This is a genomic window from Bacteroides clarus (genome assembly GCF_015555825.1).
GTDB lineage: Bacteria > Bacteroidota > Bacteroidia > Bacteroidales > Bacteroidaceae > Bacteroides > Bacteroides clarus.
Window position 1 is genome coordinate 144,397 of the sequence record NZ_JADNLF010000010.1, and the last position, 19,347, is coordinate 163,743.

The 19,347-nt window shown below is 42.3% G+C and carries 20 protein-coding genes, 1 tRNA gene and 1 pseudogene; 10 read left to right on the forward strand and 12 right to left on the reverse strand.

The window, feature by feature from the left end; translation table 11 throughout:
* The first annotated feature begins 5 nt into the window (after positions 1–5).
* Positions 6–866 carry a DUF6845 domain-containing protein gene (locus I2F54_RS12095; protein WP_195501336.1) on the forward strand — a complete coding sequence of 287 codons (861 nt, stop codon included), beginning with the start codon at positions 6–8 and terminating at the stop codon, positions 864–866.
* A gap of 35 nt (positions 867–901) precedes the next feature.
* Here the strand turns inward: I2F54_RS12095 and I2F54_RS12100 are convergent, their stop codons facing one another.
* Both I2F54_RS12100 and I2F54_RS12105 read right to left on the reverse strand, forming a co-directional pair.
* A complete protein-coding gene (locus tag I2F54_RS12100; RefSeq protein WP_009123276.1) occupies positions 902–1,495 on the reverse strand; it encodes a type 1 glutamine amidotransferase family protein in 594 nt (197 codons plus the stop codon).
* Positions 1,496–1,580: 85 nt separating this feature from the next.
* Positions 1,581–2,438, reverse strand: coding sequence for an AraC family transcriptional regulator (locus I2F54_RS12105; protein ID WP_195501337.1), 858 nt, complete (start codon positions 2,436–2,438; stop codon positions 1,581–1,583).
* 200 nt (positions 2,439–2,638) lie between these two features.
* On the opposite strand from I2F54_RS12105, the gene I2F54_RS12110 reads away from it, so the two are divergent.
* Positions 2,639–3,511, forward strand: coding sequence for an urea transporter (locus I2F54_RS12110; protein ID WP_195501338.1), 873 nt, complete (start codon positions 2,639–2,641; stop codon positions 3,509–3,511).
* 12 nt (positions 3,512–3,523) lie between these two features.
* A complete protein-coding gene (locus I2F54_RS12115; RefSeq protein WP_195501339.1) occupies positions 3,524–4,231 on the forward strand; it encodes a TIGR02757 family protein in 708 nt (235 codons plus the stop codon).
* Positions 4,232–4,245: 14 nt separating this feature from the next.
* Here I2F54_RS12115 and ung read toward each other — a convergent pair whose 3' ends face one another.
* Together ung and I2F54_RS12125 are read right to left on the reverse strand one after the other, a co-directional pair.
* Positions 4,246–4,908 (reverse strand): uracil-DNA glycosylase, encoded by a 663-nt coding sequence (gene ung, locus I2F54_RS12120; protein WP_195501340.1) that lies wholly within the window; start codon positions 4,906–4,908, stop codon positions 4,246–4,248.
* A 130-nt stretch (positions 4,909–5,038) separates the two neighbouring features.
* The gene (locus I2F54_RS12125; RefSeq protein WP_195501341.1) at positions 5,039–5,569 is read right to left on the reverse strand and encodes a DJ-1/PfpI family protein; all 531 of its coding nucleotides are present in this window, start codon (positions 5,567–5,569) and stop codon (positions 5,039–5,041) included.
* Between the two features lie 165 nt (positions 5,570–5,734).
* Between I2F54_RS12125 and I2F54_RS12130 the strand changes: the two genes are divergently transcribed.
* From I2F54_RS12130 to I2F54_RS12150, 4 genes and pseudogenes are all read left to right on the forward strand, one after another.
* On the forward strand, positions 5,735–6,097 hold the full coding sequence (locus tag I2F54_RS12130) for a winged helix-turn-helix transcriptional regulator (RefSeq protein WP_009123282.1): 363 nt from the start codon (positions 5,735–5,737) through the stop codon (positions 6,095–6,097).
* 148 nt (positions 6,098–6,245) lie between these two features.
* A complete protein-coding gene (locus I2F54_RS12135) occupies positions 6,246–6,521 on the forward strand; it encodes a putative quinol monooxygenase (RefSeq protein WP_195501354.1) in 276 nt (91 codons plus the stop codon).
* 82 nt (positions 6,522–6,603) lie between these two features.
* A pseudogene (gene msrA, locus I2F54_RS12140) lies at positions 6,604–7,384 on the forward strand (peptide-methionine (S)-S-oxide reductase MsrA).
* A 6-nt stretch (positions 7,385–7,390) separates the two neighbouring features.
* A complete protein-coding gene (locus I2F54_RS12150; protein ID WP_195501343.1) occupies positions 7,391–7,864 on the forward strand; it encodes an arsenate reductase/protein-tyrosine-phosphatase family protein in 474 nt (157 codons plus the stop codon).
* Between the two features lie 179 nt (positions 7,865–8,043).
* Here the strand turns inward: I2F54_RS12150 and I2F54_RS12155 are convergent, their stop codons facing one another.
* Together I2F54_RS12155 and I2F54_RS12160 are read right to left on the reverse strand one after the other, a co-directional pair.
* Positions 8,044–9,462: a DUF7829 domain-containing protein gene (locus I2F54_RS12155; RefSeq protein WP_195501344.1), complete on the reverse strand. Its 1,419-nt coding sequence runs from the start codon at positions 9,460–9,462 to the stop codon at positions 8,044–8,046.
* A 270-nt stretch (positions 9,463–9,732) separates the two neighbouring features.
* The gene (locus I2F54_RS12160) at positions 9,733–10,170 is read right to left on the reverse strand and encodes a PepSY-like domain-containing protein (protein WP_195501345.1); all 438 of its coding nucleotides are present in this window, start codon (positions 10,168–10,170) and stop codon (positions 9,733–9,735) included.
* A 289-nt stretch (positions 10,171–10,459) separates the two neighbouring features.
* Between I2F54_RS12160 and I2F54_RS12165 the strand changes: the two genes are divergently transcribed.
* Positions 10,460–11,092, forward strand: coding sequence for a hypothetical protein (locus tag I2F54_RS12165; RefSeq protein ID WP_195501346.1), 633 nt, complete (start codon positions 10,460–10,462; stop codon positions 11,090–11,092).
* A 12-nt stretch (positions 11,093–11,104) separates the two neighbouring features.
* Here I2F54_RS12165 and I2F54_RS12170 read toward each other — a convergent pair whose 3' ends face one another.
* From I2F54_RS12170 to sppA, 6 genes are all read right to left on the reverse strand, one after another.
* Entirely contained in the window at positions 11,105–11,806 is a 702-nt protein-coding gene (locus I2F54_RS12170; protein WP_195501347.1) for a hypothetical protein, read from the reverse strand.
* Between the two features lie 81 nt (positions 11,807–11,887).
* Positions 11,888–11,960 (reverse strand) — tRNA-Phe (locus I2F54_RS12175).
* A gap of 200 nt (positions 11,961–12,160) precedes the next feature.
* Positions 12,161–13,240, reverse strand: a complete 1,080-nt coding sequence (gene thiL / locus I2F54_RS12180; RefSeq protein WP_022217891.1) for a thiamine-phosphate kinase — start codon at positions 13,238–13,240, stop codon at positions 12,161–12,163.
* Positions 13,241–13,351: 111 nt separating this feature from the next.
* Entirely contained in the window at positions 13,352–14,161 is an 810-nt protein-coding gene (locus I2F54_RS12185; protein ID WP_022217892.1) for a purine-nucleoside phosphorylase, read from the reverse strand.
* Positions 14,118–15,221, reverse strand: coding sequence for a tetraacyldisaccharide 4'-kinase (gene lpxK, locus I2F54_RS12190; protein WP_195501348.1), 1,104 nt, complete (start codon positions 15,219–15,221; stop codon positions 14,118–14,120). Before lpxK ends, I2F54_RS12185 begins: the two co-directional genes overlap by 44 nt.
* A 6-nt stretch (positions 15,222–15,227) precedes the next feature.
* Positions 15,228–16,994, reverse strand: a complete 1,767-nt coding sequence (sppA, locus tag I2F54_RS12195; protein ID WP_195501349.1) for a signal peptide peptidase SppA — start codon at positions 16,992–16,994, stop codon at positions 15,228–15,230.
* Positions 16,995–17,343: 349 nt separating this feature from the next.
* Between sppA and I2F54_RS12200 the strand changes: the two genes are divergently transcribed.
* Positions 17,344–17,859, forward strand: coding sequence for an adenylate kinase (locus I2F54_RS12200; RefSeq protein WP_195501350.1), 516 nt, complete (start codon positions 17,344–17,346; stop codon positions 17,857–17,859).
* Positions 17,860–18,089: 230 nt separating this feature from the next.
* Positions 18,090–18,698 (forward strand): HU family DNA-binding protein, encoded by a 609-nt coding sequence (locus tag I2F54_RS12205; RefSeq protein ID WP_195501351.1) that lies wholly within the window; start codon positions 18,090–18,092, stop codon positions 18,696–18,698.
* The last annotated feature ends 649 nt before the right edge of the window (positions 18,699–19,347 follow it).

A 19,347-nucleotide genomic window follows, 5' to 3' on the forward strand; every position in this document is an offset into this window, starting at 1 on the left:
ACCTTATGAGAAAGAATTTAATGTTTGCGGGAGCGTTTGCGGTTACTCTTATGTTGACTGCTTGCGGTAGCGGTGTTCAGCGGAAAACTTCCGAAAAATATTCTGCTGCGGAAGTGGAACAGGCGGATAAGGTGATGAAGTACTACAATGCCTCGCTCGCCCTATTGAAGAATTTGGTGGTGGAGAAGGATGTGAATTCCGTATTGGGATATATGGAACAGAATGGGGATGCGCCGATACTGACGGCTATTGTTTCTCCGGCTTTCTCTCAGAAAGATTCTGCATCGGTCGTCAACCCCGGTACGTATTTTAATGAAGAGACCCGGCGCAATCTGAAACAGAATTTTATGCAGTTGTTTCAGGTTAGAAAGCAATTTTATGCTAATTTCAATCGGTATCTTTCCTCGCTGAAAGCAAAAGATAAGTCTACTGCCGATAAACTGCTGCCTGTTAATTACCGGCTGAGCGTCGAGATGGCGGAGTATAAAGAGAATATTCTTGATATGCTGTCTCCTTTTACCGAGGAAGCGCAGAAGGTATTGCTGAATGATAACCCGATGAAGGAACAGATACTTGCCATGAACAGGATGTCTGCCACGATGCAGAGTATTCTGCAATTGTGTATGCGCAAACCCTCTCCCGATATGGCCCGGCTGGATATGAAAATGATGAAGTTGGTTATTCAGTTGGACATTGCCGAACGTTTGCCGACGGTGGAAGGACATCCTCGAGAGATGAAGACTTTCCGGGACTTTCTGGCTCATGCCGAGACATTCATGAAGGAAGTACAGCATATCAAGTCCCAGGGAAGTTATACGACAGACGAGATGGAGACCTTAGGTACGTATGGACTGAGCCTGAACTAAGGCTGTCTTAGGCTCAGTCCATAGGCCTCCTTTCTTTATCTTACAAATCCGTTTTTATAGAAATCATAGGATTCATGAATTCTTTCCGGCGTATCGGCTTTTAACAACAAAAGAAGCTCGCGACAGAATTCCAGCTGCCCGGTGCCGTTGGCTGTGACGATATTTTGGTCGCTGACGGCCTGCTTCTCTTCATAACCGGTTTCGTTGGTATAGTTCTGTTCACCCCAAAGCTTCAACTGTTGTATGGTATTTCCCGTATGTTTTACGTTATTAAGGAAGCCGTGCTTTGCCATGAAAGAGGCGGCATTGCAGATGGCGCCAATGATTTTTCCACGTTGTAGAGCATCCTTCACCAAAGGAACCACTTGTGCCGCTTCGGGAGAATTCCATTGCATGCCGCCTATCAGTATCAATGCCGCATAATCTGTGGGCATCGTCTGGAAACTATAATCGGGTAGCGTACGGAAACCGCCGATAGAACGCACAGCATCCAATGTCGGGGCAACGACTTTTGGGGTATACATCACTTCGCTGCCCGGCATTACTCCCATGTTCAGGCAGGCTGCTATGAAAGCGCCTTCCCAGTCGGCATATTCATTTAATATTATAAACAATACTTCTTGCTTCATTTTTGTTTTTGTTTAGTGCTTCACAAAAGTACGAATACTAAATCATAAACTTATAAATATTATAATGAAAGTTCGGTATCGAAATTTATTCTATAGGAATATAAATCTCTGTTAACAGTTCATCCGGTGCTGTTTCTGCAGGATTGTTCAGATATCGTTCGGCACTGGCTTCATTTCTGAAAGTACATTCCATTTCAGGGATATATTTTCCATAGATTGTATCGTACACGGCTTGCAGGTGCTCATAAGACCCCTTATATAGGAATATGGCGTAACGTCCTGCCGGAAGCTGTTTGAAGCCGATATCACCTTTAGGTGTTACGGCAGCTGGCATAACCATACATACATCGGTACGCAGTTTTTCTACCGGAGTTACTTTGGGGTCATCATGATAAATACAATAGGGCATCACTTCTCCCATTGGCAGTTTCTCCTCTTGGATAAACTGTTGAAGGCGTATCCATGTGCCGCAATAATCATTCAGTTTATAGTCTCCGAATAATCGGATATAAATCACGTTTCGGGCCGGGAGCTCTTTGATTTCTCGTTTTAGTTTGAGTTCCGGACGGATAATGGCTGGTTTCATAATTACAAAGTTTTTATTGTTACGATATTCTAAAGGTGAAATACCATAGAACTGTTTGAACACTTTAGACAACGACGAGGGTGACGAATAACCGATGCGATAAGCGATGTCGGCTATCGGCAGTTCGGAATGACGCAACAACCGTGCAGCTGCTTCGGTACGTGTCCGGACAATAAACGTACCTATGGGTTCGCCCAAAAAAGCTTTCATGATGCGGTGAAAGTAGAAAGGAGAGAAATGGGAAATCTTGGCCAGTGATTTCAGGTCGATTTCTTCTCCGAGGTGGAGATTGATATAATCTACCACTGCATTCACACATTTTTGATACTCTTCCCGGGTTGTCTTCTTGGTTTCCATATATTCTATCGGTTTGTTCACGATGCAAAAATAAGGGGAAAAGGGATAGAGGACTTGTCCGATGTTGCTATAAATATGGTTTATCACATATTTATTGAACGGAAGGTTGTTAATAATCATTGTTTAGTTTGTCTGTAAAGATAAAATATATGTACTTTTGCAATGGAATTATATTATATAAATAGCTTTTGAAAAAGTATATGAAAGGAGCTTTACTTATTTTAGGACGCGGTATAGGGCAGGTGATGTTTCAGAATAATGCACTGTCAGGGTTATTAATGTTGGTAGGTGTTCTTCTGAATTCTTGGCAAATGGCCTTGTTGGCGATTGCAGGTAATGTTGTAAGTACATTGGCGGCTTATTTTTCCGGTTATAGTCGCGAAGATATACGGAACGGACTTTACGGGTTTAACGGAACTTTGGTGGGAATAGCAATCGGGGTGTTTATGCCGATTACTGTTGCTTCCCTATTACTGTTGGTTGCAGGCTCGTGCTTGTCTACCTGGATAGCCCGTCTTTTTGGTTTGCAGCGGCTGGTATCTGGGTTCACCGCTCCCTTTATTATTTCTGTGTGGATATTGTTGGTTACTTGCAATTGGATGATGCCGTCTTTGTTACTGCCTTCCGGAGATGCTGTGACGGCTCAGGCGGTTTCTTTTTTACAGGCTTTTTGTCTGAATATCGGTCAGGTAATGTTTCAGGGAAATACTGTGTTGGCAGGGGTGTTCTTTCTGCTGGGTATCTTGGTGAATTCCCGTATCAATGGTCTTTATACCATATTGGGGGCATTGCTTCCCATTCCCTTCGCCCTGCTGCTTGGAGTGGATTATGCCGCTCTGAATGCCGGATTGATGGGATATAACGGTGTGTTGTGCGCCATTGCTTTGGGGGATAAAACATGGAAAGGCGGTGTGGGGGCTGTAATGGCCGTATTGCTGTCCGTTTTGCTTCAGATAGGCGGAATGGAATGGGGGATAACAACTCTCACTGCACCTTTTGTTGTCGCTGTATGGATTGTGGCGGGATTACAGCAATTGGATAGAAAGGCAAAGACAGAAACTGCAAACGGCTGAATCTTATAAGGCATGACCGAGAAAACACGATTGCAACTTTTGGCATGGGCAAGAGAATATCATTGCGCCGCCTTTATACAAGGTGATCCTGTTCAGTTTCCACATCGGTATACGCAGAAACAGGATATTGAGATTAGCGGTTTGCTCACAGCTATAATGAGTTTTGGAAATCGCAAACAGATATTGAAAAAAGCGGATGAACTGCATCAATTAATGGGAGTTTCACCTTATCGGTATGTCTTGTCCTGTCAATGGAAAGAAGATTTCCGACCGACAGATAAGAGCAGTTTTTACCGTATGCTTTCTCATGCGGATTTTTATACTTACTTCGCCCGGTTGCATGCTGCCTATTCTCAGTTTGATAGTTTGGAAAACGCCTTGTTGGGCTATTCGGGTACACCGATGGAGAAGCTGTGCGCATTTTTGGAAGTTTCAGCCAAGAGCCCTCAAAAGAAGCTGAATATGTTTCTGCGCTGGATGATACGAAAAGAATCGGAAGTGGACTTCGGCATTTGGGACAGCTTTGACCGTCGTGACTTGCTGATTCCCTTAGATACCCATGTTTGTAGGGTAGCTTATCTTTTAGGGCTTACCGATACGGAAACATTCTCTCTTAAAAATGCGCGGAACATAACTGCGGCTTTGGCGGAGGTCTTTCCGGATGACCCTTGTTTGGGAGATTTCGCATTGTTCGGCAGCGGGGTGAACGGAGTGTTGTAAAATCGGGCTTTTTCTTACCAATCTATCTCCTCAATGCCTTTGCTTCGTAAATAATCGTTGGCTTTGCTAAAGTGTTTGCATCCGAAGAAACCGTATTCGGCGGAACGAGGCGAAGGATGGACGGTTGTCAGTATAAGGTGCTTACTGCTGTCTATCAAAGTTGCCTTTTCTTTGGCATACGCTCCCCAAAGCATGAATACGAGATGTTCCCGTTCATCACTTAATTTCTTGATTACCGCGTCTGTGAAAGTTTCCCAGCCCATATTACGGTGCGAACCGCTTGCGTGGGCGCGTACCGTAAGGACAGAATTCATGGAGAGTACTCCCTGAGCTACCCAACGGTCCAGATTACCGGAAGTAGGAATCGGTTTGCCCAAATCCTGATGTATCTCCTTGAAGATATTGGTGAGTGAACCCGGTATAGCTACTCCTTCCGGTACGGAAAAACATATTCCGTAATATTGTCCGGGGGTGGGGTAGGGATCTTGTCCTAAGATAACCACTTTTACCTTCTCAAAAGGACATGAGTTGAAAACATGAAAGATAAGATGTCCCGGCGGAAGCACATTGGAGCGTCCGTATTCGCTTTTCACAAATGATACCAATCTCTCAAAGTAGGGCTTGTCGAATTCTTCTTGTAAACGCTGCCGCCAGCTCTCTTCTATCTTGACTTTCATAGGATACTGCATCTAAGTACGATGCAACAAATGTACAAATAATCTCTGTGAGTGCGTATGTGTTTTACAGATAAAAAGAAAGCCCCGTATTCGTTAGAATGTCTCATCGTACAGGGCTTTCACGTATTGCTTATGCTTTTAGGGCTGCTACTACCTTTTCTATCATGCTCCGGATATTGTTTTCATCCTGAGCGGTATAGAAGTTCCCGTCTGCTTCGGAAGGATTGTCGGTTGCTTCTCCGTTTTGGATGGCGGGTTTCGCCAATGGATGAACGGCTACTTTCTTGCCTTTGGTGATACCCGTAAAATCGAACATCATGGCGGCTGCACAGTGTCCGATCATGATTTTACCTTTTCCACCGAATGTTTTGATGATCTCCAGCATGGTAACGTTATACGGTTTGTCGGCATTCTGTTGAAATACGGGGACGGCGTCACCGCAAGCAAATACAAGCGCATCGTACTCATCTTCATGTCCTTTCAGGTTGGCTACCACATCGTCTGCTGTCAGAGCGATACCGGAGTTGGTCTTGATTTCCTTGCTGTCTGCCACCGCAAACACCTTATAAGCAATGCCATTCTCAAAAAACGCTTCCAAGTACTGGAACAAACCGCACCCGTTTACCGGATTTACTGCCAAAATCGCAACTTTCTTTGTCATAATCTTAATTATTAAGTGAAACAATAGTTATTTTCAGTAAGTTTATTACTTTTGTGCTGCAAAGTTAGGTTTCCTATTGGTTGTAAACAAGAAGGCACTTGAATGTTAGATAGTTACAGCGATGTAACCATTGTTGGCGTTCAGACAATTAGTAAAAGTTAAAAAATGGAAAACTTTCATCATATAGGTAGTTGCCCGATACGGGATGTTTTGAGCAAGTTGGGAGATAAGTGGACAATGCTTATCATGGTTACATTAAAGACGAATGGTACGATGCGTTTCTGTGATATTCAGAAAACAATCGGTGATATTTCACAACGTATGCTTACGGTTACGCTGCGTTCGTTGGAAACGGATGGGCTGATAGTCAGGAAAGTATATGCGGAAGTTCCTCCACGTGTGGAATATTCCCTTACGGAAACGGGATATAGCTTGATGCCGCATATCGAATCACTGGTAGGTTGGGCATTGGAGCACATGGCGGATATTATGGAACGGCGGGGAGTACGGGAAGAAGTAAGGTCATAAGCACGCTATACATTGTTGTAATATAAGAATTCAGATTCATTATGAACCGGAATTCTTTTTTATGAGATTTACATTCATTACACAGAATCGTAACGGACTTCTTATTTATTCTATATAAATTTGCGGCGCATTTAAAATAGATATGAGTATGATTAGACTGAATGTTTTTATTCAAGTAAGTGCGGATAACCGTGCTGCTGTAATGGAAATGGCAAACGAACTGGTAGCTTGTTCCTTGAAAGATAATGGCTGCATTGCCTATGATATTTTTGAAAGTGCAACCCGTGAAGATGTTCTTATGATTTGCGAAACATGGAAAGACGAGGAATCTTTGGCTGCGCACGAAAAGGCTACACATTTTGTAACCTTAGTTCCTAAAATACAGGATATTGCCTCTATGAAACTGGAGAAATTCAGTTTCTGATGATATCGTTGCAGACATATTGTTTGGAAAAGTCAACCATTGTGTTGACTTTTTTGTTTTTACAGTTTATACGATAAGTGGTATGAAACAAATAATCTTTATTTTTGTAATGCTAATAAGTTGCCTGTCCTGTGCCGGTAAACCGGCAAATCAGGCGGAAAGGAGAAGTGATATGAAGCCAATGAAAGAGATTTATCTGGCAGGGGGATGTTTTTGGGGAACCGAACATTTTCTGAAACAAATAGAAGGGGTAGAAGCTACCCGGGTGGGATATGCAAACGGAAATATAGTCAACCCTACCTATCAACAGGTGTGCACCGGTACTACAAACTTTGCCGAAACAGTAAAAGTACAGTATGACCCCGATAAGGCAGACCTGCCTTTTCTTATCGACCTTTACTTCAAAACAATTGACCCTAACAGTCTGAACCGTCAGGGCAATGACCGTGGAACTCAATATCGTACAGGCATCTATTATACAGATGTCGCGGACCTGTCTGTTATCCGTGAAACCGTTAACCGTCTGGCAGCCAACTATACCCGTCCGTTGGAGGTAGAGATTGAACCGTTGAAGAATTTTTATCCGGCAGAAGAGTATCATCAAGATTATCTGGATAAAAATCCGGGTGGCTATTGTCATATCAATCCTGCGCTGTTCGATCTGGCACGTAAAGCGAAGATGAAGGGTACGTACGGAAGTTCGCAGCAAAACAGGTGATGCCCATTTGGGACATGTTTTTACAGATGGTCCTGCCGATAAAGGCGGATTGCGTTATTGTATCAATAGTGCCTCTTTACGTTTTATCCCTAAAGACAAGATGCAGGCAGAAGGATATGGTGAATATTTAGAACAGGTAAAATAACACACAATGGATATATTATTAATAAGTAATGAAGATACGTGCCGTAGCCGTATCGCACAAGAACTCCTGTACGCATTTGGCAGAGGGATGAATATTTCTACGGCAGGAGTTATGGAAGGAAATTGCGTTCCCGATGCTGTATGCAATGTGATGGAGCAAAACGGTTATGGCATATCGTGTAAAAAGCCTTCCGGTGTCGGAGCATATGTACATCGGTCATGGGACTATGTTGTTTCCTTGTGTAAAGAAGCTGGGGAAGAACTGAGCTTCCTTACCCTCAATGCCAAACGGCAAGCGCATTTTAATTTTGAAGACCCTTTTAAAAATCGTTTTCAAAGTGAGAGTGAACAAGAGCAACAAATAGCAACCCTCTATGAAACAATGTATCGACAACTGTACGAGTTCTATCGCGATGAATTGAGTGAGCAACTATTGCCTCGTTGTACATGCGGTGCAAATACTTATTGCCGTTGCGAATAACGAAATATTTGTTTTTTTGACTGCTTACGCTATTCAATCTTTGTCCGAATATCATCGTCTCTGGTATGTATAGTTTGGGCTGTAAATGTCCTGCTCCGGAATGTTGTTTTCGGTGGAATATAATGTTCTTAGGGATTCTTCTTTTTCTAGTAAAGGGCAGCGGTATTTATAAGTATGGTTTAATTATAAATATCTGGATATAAAATAGTCAATGCCTTATAAAGGTTTGTCTCTTTGACAATAGTCTCCTCTTTATTATCAAGTTTGATTCCCGGTTCTCTCTGGCATAGATACGTTCTCATGCTTTGTCCTTCTTTTGTATGGAAATTATCTAAAGCCATATCAATGTATCCCCAATAATTATTTAGGGGATGATTGGATACACTGCGTATACTGTTTATACGCGATTTCCAATTAGGATGATTGGTGAAAGTAATGCGGTTATTCCTGATGTCTTCAATCAGGCACACTGCTTGGATAATACTATTACTTAATATCTCTTTTAAATCAATGTTTAGTGTATTATTGAATAGTTTGTCTAAACAATAAAGTTTCATTTTCGTAGTATTTGTCAGGCTATTGTCTTTTTGCCAATCTTCCATTTTTTTGTGCCTGTATCCTAACTCCCATAATAGAAGTAGAAACTCCGGATGATATATTCTTCCGACTTCCAGCCCTGTTTGTAACTTATGAAGTGTATTAGGGGCGTGTATGGCATCTCTAATTTCATTAGCTTCATCTTTTATCAGTAGGTTGAGAATGGAAGAAGAGTGTTTGTAATCAGCGAGGTAAAACAATGCCTCAAGAAATTCTTCGTGGGGAAATGTATGCCATAGTGTATTGATTTTCTCTTCAGCAGTAGCACCGGTTATGTGATGATATCCCCAAACCGGACGTTCTTTCTCTATACTTGTGCTTAATGTTTCCAACACATCTGATAGTTCGGTTTTGTGAAAAAGGGAGATAGCCGTTTGGCAACGGTCGGGCTGTTCGTCTTCTAAGAAGTGGACAGTCGGTACTTGCAATTGAGGATAGAGCAGCTTTAATATTTTGTATTCTTTGGGTCTCTTCCATTCTACAATTTCATTTTTATCTAATTTGTTGTGTTTTCTTAGGAATGACTCTGCTTTATAAACCTCTTCCCATTTACCGCTTTGTTTGAGTGCTGCCTCACAAAATATCCAATGATTTTTGTAATGGGTTATTGCGTTATTAACGATACATACCCATACATTGGTTTGAAAACTGAAATACTCGGGTTTGTTGGAAAGTAATGCTTCAATCGTATAAATTGTTCCTGAAAGGTCTGCTCCGGAAGTAATTAGAGATGTTATTAGTTCAGCATGCCCTTCCTGATACAATTTGAATGCTAATCTGGAGAAAGTAGCATAATATTTATAAGTGTCGGCGGGGAACTGCTCTTTCATGATTTTTCTATCTTCATAAGTAATTTGATAACCACATTCGAGCAATTTGACTAAGTCTTGAATACCGTAAGGGTAGTTGTTTATGAATTCTTGGATTATGCTGTGTCCGTTTTTCTTTTCATAAGGCAGTTCCAACTGGAATATATTTTTATTATTAGTTAAATTATCCATCGTTTATATAATTTGAATTTGCTATTTAATGAGTGTAAAAGTATAAAAATCAAAGTGTTTATTTTCTTATTGCGGCATTTATTTTTCATGATGTACGAAATGTTTGGAGAGCTACTATTAAATAATGTGTTATTTGCTCTCAAAAGAGTTGATAATCTGCCGGCCGATATGCATTTGGCTTTTAAACGAAAACAGTTGTTCGGAGTTTACTCGAACAACTGTTTTTGTACTTTTGAATTTTAATCTCTCATGCTTTGGGAGTAGGCATTGTCAATCGTCGATATCGATTACTCTCATTTGAGAGTCGAATGTAATTTCCCAACGATTGGACAATTTTATTTCATATTCATTGTGATCGAATTCTATTTCGAGAATTCTTGCATCCGGATAGTTGGCCTTTACATAATTACGGATTGCTTCCGGTACAACTTGTGCGGGAACTTCACTTTGCCTGCACCGTACTTCTTTCCACTCTCCCGCTTTATCGAATTCTACTTTTTCTCCATTTGTAAAGACTACATCATAGCTTTTGTAGAATACTCCCGATTCCATTTTGGCTAATGCCACTTTATGGTTTTTGAAATGAGTCTTGATAAATGTCTGCGCTTTTACCGGTAACTGATTTACCTGTATCGGTTTATCGTTATCTGCCATTACCATTGTGTGCACTGCAAACATACAAACTAACATCATAATAAACTTTTTCATACTTCTTTATTTTTAATGATTAATACTTTATTTGTTTTCGTATTGCAAAGATGGGAAAGGAATCTGGAAAGAATTGGGAAAAACAGAAAAAAGTCTGATTTTTTATTTTGGTGTTTGTTTTGTGCTTTTCTAGTCAAGAATGTTTATTCTTTATTTGTAAATATTTGTTTGAAATAAATATTGCTTTATTTTTGCAGGTGGTTTATTGTGAGCCGCATCTGTACCGAGGTAATGAAGCTCCCTGAAACACCTTCATAGATAATGAATAATGATATAGAAGCAGTTTGTTATGGCAATGAAAATATTAAATAGGTTTATAGATGACTGTGTGAATGTTTTTCAATATCGGTTTATGGACACTTTTCAATACTTTAAAGAAAGGAACAAGAATAAATATTTGGGAGATAGGTTTGAAGAGTGGGTTGTGAAAAATTCCAATATCAGTAAAGATGGGTGCTCTGACTTGAATGCAGGAAAAATATTCTGGCGGTTTCTGGATTGGCGAGGCGATAAATATGTTGAGGGATACCGGCCTCTGTCTTCTTCATCTCCGGATTTGTTATTGGAATGTGCTGTAGATAGGAGCAGGATTTATAAGGTCGGAGAGATAATAGCCGTAGAATGTAAATGGAGAAGTAAAGTAGGATTTTATCTTGAGAGGAAGGATATTGAGAAGTATGAGGTGTATATGAATATTAACCAACTGAACCGTCCGATAAAAAGTCTGTTTTACGTTTTTGGCTTTGGGTGGGTAAATGGTGCTCCGGAGCAAGTTTATGTGGTTCCTGCACAGGAATTATACGATTATAACAAGGACACTGGTCAAGTAACGTTTCCTGCCAAAGAAAGTGAAAGCGAGAAGCTGGAACGGTTGAAGCGTTTTAAAAAGAAGGATAATAGATGTTTGATGTATATAGAGTAATCTTTATTTAATTTATTTCCTGCTATTCTCTTCCATGACACTCAATGCGAATTTTATGATGAAGAGAAGTACTACTCCTATTACGGCATACATCGACAATATGAATAAGGAAAACATTACCGGGAAATAGATTACACATACCAATAGAAGACGTTTACGGCTCTGCCGTAGCACGGTAACGAACTGGATGAATTGAATAACAATCATAATAATGGCATATACCAGTGAAAGTGCCGTCATAAAGTGCCAGAAGCCGAAGTCGAAACATAACGCTCCCCATATGTTATTCTTGGGAAACATATCCAGCGGGCTGCTGAATGGGATTTTGATAATCATCACTACCAATGGAACAAGAATAGCGTATAAGGAATAGCCTAAATCCATTGGCAATGCATTACGTCCTATCCAGGACAACACATTCTTGAACAATATAAACTCTTGATATACAACAAACATGCTTCCCAGAATTATCAGCGCCATATTTCCCAGATTATTTTCTACTAATTGAAGCGATGATAACATCCCTGCCCGTGAGTGAATCATCCAGGCGAAAATGCACACAGTCATGGAGAGAAGGGTAGCAAATGATATTCTGTTGAATGCTTTCCATGAAAGATATTCACCATTCGAAAAATGTGCTGTAAAATTCAGTACCGTTGCCAAAATTGTCAGGGCAGAAAGTGTTGCCGGAAAGATATACTGTGAGTCAATCATAGTTAAAAGGATTTGGTAAGGCCATTAACAAAAAATCCTTGAATTTCAATGAAATTCAAGGATTACATCATTTCTTAAAAGTGGTGCCACCAGGAATCGAACCGGGGACACAAGGATTTTCAGTCCTTTGCTCTACCAACTGAGCTATGGCACCATTTCTATCTCTTTTGCGGTTGCAAAGGTAGTGAAAGTTTTGGACTATGCAAGAGGTTAAGAGATAAAAAACGCTGATAATTGGCTACGTGGCTAAGTATCAGCGTTTTTTATTTTAGAAAAAATACTGAAAAACTTTGTAAGAACATTGTTTGTCCGTTTTTTACTCGGCTTTTCAGCTCTACCCTTTGCTTTTCAGTTCTATTCTTTAGAATCTTCCATATCCTCTGTCGCCTCGGAAGTAGCGGATTCCTCTTTAAGCGGGTTCCAGCCTTGTGCTTTCAACTCAAATTCCTGTCCGTCGCGGGTGATAAGGGCACAACCTAATTCCGGTTTAGTGATATGGCCTATCAGCTTGACACCTTCCATGTCAGACACTTTCTCATGGTCGGCAATAGGCACGGTGAACAGAAGTTCGTAATCTTCGCCGCCATTGAGGGCGCAAGTCGTCAGGTTCATATTGAATTCCTCTGCCATAACAGCAGTTTGGTAGTCGATAGGGATATGCTCCTCATAAATGCGGCAACCGACCTTGCTTTGCGTGCAGATATGCAGTAATTCCGAAGATAATCCGTCGGAAACGTCCATCATGGAAGTAGGCTGAATACCTTCTTTAGCCAATTTCTGAATAATATCGCGACGGGCTTCCGGTTTCAGTTGCCGTTCCAGCAGATACTCTTTGCCTGCGAAATCAGGTTGTAAATCTTTGTCGCCACCTTTAAGGACGCTCTTTTCACGTTCCAGCAGTTGCAGACCCATATAAGCTGCACCTAAGTCACCGGAAACGCAGATAAGGTCAGTCTCTTTGGCACCGTTGCGATATACGACCTTTCCTTTTTCACCTTCTCCAATGCAAGTGATGCTGATTGTAAGCCCCGTATAAGAAGAAGACGTGTCGCCGCCCACAATATCCACGCCATATTCCTCACAGGCAAGGCGGACGCCGGCATACAGTTCTTCCATATCCTCTACGCTGAAACGTTTGGACAGTCCCAACGAAACGGTGATTTGCCGGGGTGTACCGTTCATGGCATATATATCGGAAAAATTCACTATGGCCGCTTTATACCCCAAATGCTTCAAAGGCACATACGTCAAATCGAAATGTACGCCTTCCAGTAATAAATCGGTGGTAACCAGTACTTCTTTGTCCGCCGGGTAGGAGAGGACGGCGGCATCATCACCGATGCCGTACCGGCTTGATTCGTTTTTTAATTCGATACCCTCGGTCAGGTGGCGGATGAGGCCGAACTCACCGAGAGTTGCTATTTCTGTTCTCATCTTAATTAGTTGAAAGGTGAAAGTTGATAGTTGAAAGCGAATAGTTACTACATACTTACACTGCACGGCAACTTTCAACTCCCGACTATCAACTTTCAACTATTTATTTACTTACGCTCTGTTAATCAACTCCCTCATAATCTCCGTCATCTTCGGCTGTGCGGCATCCGCAGCTTTCTGCACCTCTTCGTGAGACACCTCTACAATCTTGCCTTCCACGCCTAAGTCCGTGATAACCGATACGCCGAACACCTTGATGCCGCAGTGGTTCGCAACGATTACTTCGGGAACGGTAGACATACCTACCGCATCCGCACCCAGGATACGGAACATTTTGTATTCCGCCGGAGTTTCAAACGTAGGCCCTTGCGTACCGATGTACACGCCATGTTGTACTTTGATACCCTTTTCGGCGGCAATTGCGTCCGCCTTACGGATAAGTTCTTTATCGTAGGCCTCGCTCATATCCGGGAAACGCGGGCCGTAAGGAATATTCCTGCCGTGCAGCGGATGTTCGGGGAAGAAATTGATGTGATCGGTGATAATCATCAGGTCGCCGATTTCAAAATCAGGATTCGTACCACCGCTGGCGTTAGAAACGAATAAGGTCTTGATGCCCAATTCGCGCATCACACGCACCGGGAACGTCACTTCTTTCATGGAATATCCCTCGTAGAAATGGAAGCGTCCCTGCATGGCCAGAATATCTTTATCGCCCAGCTTGCCGCAAATCAGCTTACCGCTGTGTCCCTCTACCGTAGAAACGGGGAAGTTGGGAATATCCTCATACTTTATTTCATACTTCTCGGTAATCTCGCCTGCAAGGCTGCCAAGTCCGGTTCCGAGGATAATCGCTGTCTCAGGACGCGTGTGCATCTTACCTTTCAGATAAGCTGCGGTTTCTTGAATACGTTCTAACATAGCCAATAATGTTTTGGTTAAATATATATTGTTGATTTTGCAAAAACTCTATTTCGATGGGGAGTACATAAATGTACGGTTTCAGCATTTCGTTCAGAGCCGGATGATTTTTCAGTCGGGTAGCATCCTTTTCCGTTGTGATAATCAGTCTTTTGCCCTCTTTCAACCGGGCAAATTGCTCCTCAATGAGTTGCAGGTCTTTTTCGCCGAAGTCGTGATGGTCGCCGAATTCCAGCAGATTGACATTGGGAGTGTACGATTCCACTTCTTCCACCAGCGGGGCGGGAGAGGCGATGCCCGTAACGAGTAGTACCTGCTCGCTTCCCGTACAGGATATTCTCTCTTTCGTCTTTTCGGGGAATAACGGTAGTAGCGAGCCATAGCGGAATCTGGAGAAATACAATTGCTGGTACGGATACAAATGCAGCCTTTTGGTAATAATGTTGAAGTCTATCGGCTTGATGTCATCCGGACACTTCGTTACAATGACTATCTGGGCGCGGTTCTTCCCGCAGGCAGGTTCGCGCAGTCTTCCCGCAGGCAGTAGGACATCATCACAAAGCAACCGGTGGTAGTCGGTCAGCAGAATATTCATTCCCGCCTTTACGTGGCGATGCTGGAAAGCATCATCCAGCAGCACTGCATCCACAGCGGGACTTTTCAATTTAAGCAACTGCTCGATACCATGACAGCGGTTTTCATCTACCGCCACCCGTATGTCCGGAAACTTGCTTTTTATCTGATACGGCTCGTCACCGATTTTCTGTACACTGCTCTCGGCGGTTGCCAGTACATACCCTTTACTTTTTCGTTTGTAGCCGCGGCTCAGTGTCGCCACATTTACGCCCTCACTCTGCAATAACCTTATCAGATACTCCGTATGTGGCGTCTTGCCCGTTCCACCTACGGCAAGATTGCCTACACATATCACAGGAACGTCAAAACTCTTTGACCGGAGCCAGCCCCAGTCAAAGAGTTTATTTCGCAAGCATACTCCTATCCCGTAGAGCCAGGACAGGGGATATAGCCAATGGTGTATTTTTACGGATGCATCTCTCATTTAAATTTATTGTATGTTCAGTTCAAACGGTACACGTGCCTGTATACGGTCTATCTTGTCAAAGTTCTCGATAATGCTGAATTGACGGTACACATCGTTCATTTTTCCGTTCAGCATGCGAGCCTTGATATAATTTCCGGGATTCGTATTCATCAGGCTTTCCAAGAATCCCTCTTTCTTAGGATAGTTCATTACGGTGTAAGCGTCTACACCCGCTTTGGCAATGGCAATCTCCAAAGCCTTGTCCAGACCGCCCAGTTCGTCCACCAGTCCCAGCTCTTTGGCAGTGCTTCCTGTCCATACGCGGCCTTGCGCTATCTTGTCCAACTCTTCCATGCTGATGCCGCGTCCGTCGGAACAACGGGTCAGGAAAAGTTCGTAACCTTTGTTGACGTACATCTGCATCAATCCTTTCTCACCATCGTTCATCGGGCGGGTCAGGTTGCCGAAATCGGCATACGGATTGGTCTTTACTACGTCGAAGCTCACACCGAGTTTTTCGGTCAGCCCTTTGGCGTTGGGCATCATTCCGAAGATGCCGATAGAGCCGGTCAGCGTGGTAGGTTCGGCAACGATGGTGTCGGCGTTGCAGGCGATGTAGTAACCGCCGGATGCGGCATAGTCACCCATAGATACGATTACGGGTTTTTCTTTTTTCAGTTGGTTTATGGCGTACCATATTTGTTCGGAGCCGTATGCGCTACCGCCCGGAGAGTTCACACGCAGCACGACGGCCTTTACATTTTCATCATCTTTCAGTTTGCGCAAGTCTTTGATAACCTTTTCGGAATTGATGCCCTCGTCGGTAGAGGCGGACGAACCGCCGTCAATCTCACCATACGCGTAATATACGGCAATCACGTTTCCGCTCTTGTCTCTGGGTACGTTTTTCTTTACGTTTATCATGTCCTGAATACCCAGCACCGGCATGTTGTCGTCTTTGTCGATACCTACTATGTTTTTCAGGTAGTCGCGTACATCATTCTTATATATCAGGGTATCCACCAATCCGTTCTTCACGCTCTCCTCTGCCGGGTAGAACATCAGCATGCGGTCTGCCTCCTTATTCAGCGCTTCTAAAGAAAGGTTGCGCGATTCGGCAACGGAACTCGTAATCTGTCCCCAAATGGAAGACAGATATACATTTACCTGCTCGCGGTTGGCGGGGCTCATTTCAGTGGAGATGAACGGTTCTACTGCGGATTTGTATGTACCCACTTTGAATATCTGCATCTCTACACCGATTTTTTCCAGTAAATCTTTAAAGAACATCGGAGTAGCTGCCAGTCCTCGCCATTCGAGCATACCTTGCGGGTTCAGCAGCACTTTGTCCGCGACGCTGGACAGGTAGTAAAGGTTCTGCGTGTAAGTATCGCCGTAAGCCACGATGAATTTACCCGATTCCTTGAAGTCTTTCAGCGCGTCTCGAATTTCTTCCAGCGAAGCGAATCCGGCTCCCAGTGAAGTTGCCTGAATGTAAATACCTTTGATATCTTCATTTTCTTTCGCTTTCCTGATAGAAGAAAGAATATCGTCCAGTCCATACGTTTTGTAGTCTTCTTTCATAAGGAAATCCAGCGGATTCTCCTGGCTGCGTTCGGTCAGTGTACCGTTCAAGTCCAGCATCATGACGGAATTCTTACGCACTTGCGTTTCCGATTCCGAGGATGAAACCATGCTGAAAACTACGAGAATGCTGATGAAAAACAACACGACGCTCGATATGATAATACCCGTTACGGTGGCGAGCGTAAATTTCAAGAAATCTTTCATTGTTTTATTGTTTTTGGTATGCTAACTTTTCAAGCTAACAAAGATAAATAATTAGGTTGATATTTTCTCTATCTGTCGCATGATTTTTCGGTTTTGTCACACCGAGGTTTTAATATTTTATTTGTATCGCCATATTTATCCGTATTCGTGAACGCCGATGGATTATCGCCATTATGCCGAAAACGAAGATTCGGTTACTTTCTTTCCCTATGTGTGGAGATAAATCATTTTTCCTATATTTGCGAATATTATGTAAATGTGATGACTCAAAGACATTGGGAAAGAATATAGATTATATAGAAACCGCCCGATTGATAGTACCGCACTTTATGTACCTAACTCAAAATATATGATTATTCTTATTGCAGGAGACACACATACGGGAAAGACCCTGTTGGCACAAAAACTATTGGAGAAATATAAATATCCTTACTTGTCGATAGACCATTTGAAGATGGGGCTTATCAGAAGCAAGCAATGCACATTGCCTGCCGATAGCAGTGATATGGAATTGACAAATTATCTGTGGCCTATTGTCCGGGAGATGATAAAGACCTGCATTGAAAATTCCCAAAACCTGATTATTGAAGGATGCTATATCCCTTTTGGTTGGGAAAAGGACTTTACGGATGAATATGTAAAGCATATAAAATATCTCTGCCTAATATTCAGTCAGGAATATATAAGACTTCATTTTCAAGATATATTGGATAAGGAGAGTGTCATAGAAAAGAGGCTGTCGACGGATATAACGTTCGAAGATGTAAGCCGTACTAATAGGTATAATTTAGAGCAATGTATATCAAGGGGGTATCGTTATGTTTTAATAGATAAGGATTATCTGATAAATGTAGATGATATATGAACTTTCAAGAAGATAGATATACGGAAAACTAATCCTACTTCATCCGTGTTCTTTTCATACAACAGCTGTTGTATGAAAAGAACACGGATGAAGTAATTAAGTAACACGGCTGTGGTACGAATAATTATCCGTATCTTTGTTGCTCATTCCTGTTGACTTCAGAGTTTACCTTTCCGACATTTGCGGTCTGTTCTTCCCTGTTCTCAATAAACCATTAAAATATAGAGCTTATGAGTGTTTATTATGATTTTTATGAGACGCCGGTCCCTGAGGGTGAAGAACCGAAACCGCTTCATGCACGTGTCCGTTCAAAAGGAACCATTTCCGGTAAGGACTTTATGAATCAGGTCTTTCGTGAGGAGCACATGCCTCATGCAATGATTGTGGGTATTATGCAGGCTATCTCTACCGCGCTCGGCGATTGGCTGGCGGATGGCTACACGGTGGAGATAGAAGGGCTTGGATTCTTCAGCACCTCGTTGAAGTGTACCCGGCCTGCCATGACGAAAAAAGATATTCGTGCAGAGTCAATCAAAATGTCTACGGTGAAATTTCGTCCCGGCGTGGAGTTTAAACGTTATGTATCCAATAAAATGGAACTTGAACGCGCCGATAAACGATTTTTTCCGGAGAAACCGAAAGCGGTGGGAGATATGGATGTACGAAAACAGAGTATGCTGGACTTTCTGGATGCCAATGTATGCATTACCCGTGCTGAATATGCAGGTCTTGTCCATGTTACGGGGCGGCGTGCAATATCTGATTTGCAGGAATTTGTAAGTTCCGGTGCTATCCGTATGCGTGGTGCCGGCAGGTCTGTGGTTTATATAAAAGCGTGAGTGTTTAAGGTTCTGTGAATATATATATGTGCGTATGTACACACGTGTGCGCTCGCTTACGTGCCCGCACGCACGCATGTATTATAATGTGTCCCTTCCTTTCATCGGCCTGTTTTCTGTTTTGTTTTATGCTCTACAACATCTTTACTAATCAGCGAGTTAGGAAAAAGTTTCAAAAATATTAGGAAAAAGTGAAAGATATATTTGGTCGGTATATTAAAATCCTCTACTTTTGCATCCGCTTTCGAGAACGGGAGCGGCGTTTGATTGACATTCTGACAGAAACGGAGTAAGAATCTTTACTTTTTTCTTCCTTAACCGGTTGGTTTCTTTCGAAACTTTCCCCTTTAAAAAGAAAAATGAAAAAAAAACTTCCGAAAACATTTGGAAGATATGAGATAAAGTTCTTACCTTTGCACCCGCTTTCAAAAAGGAAGCAGCGTTGATTGAAATACTTTTTTAAAGCCGGGCGGTAAAGACAACCTTTTCTTAGTTCTTCCTTTCGCAAGAGAGTTGTTTTGAATGAGAAAAGAATTTTAAAAAAAAACTTCCGAAAATATTTGGAAGATATACTTAAAAGTTTTTACCTTTGCATCCGCTTTTGAAAAGGAGCATTCTTCAAAAAGAAGCGATCTTTGAACAGATTTAC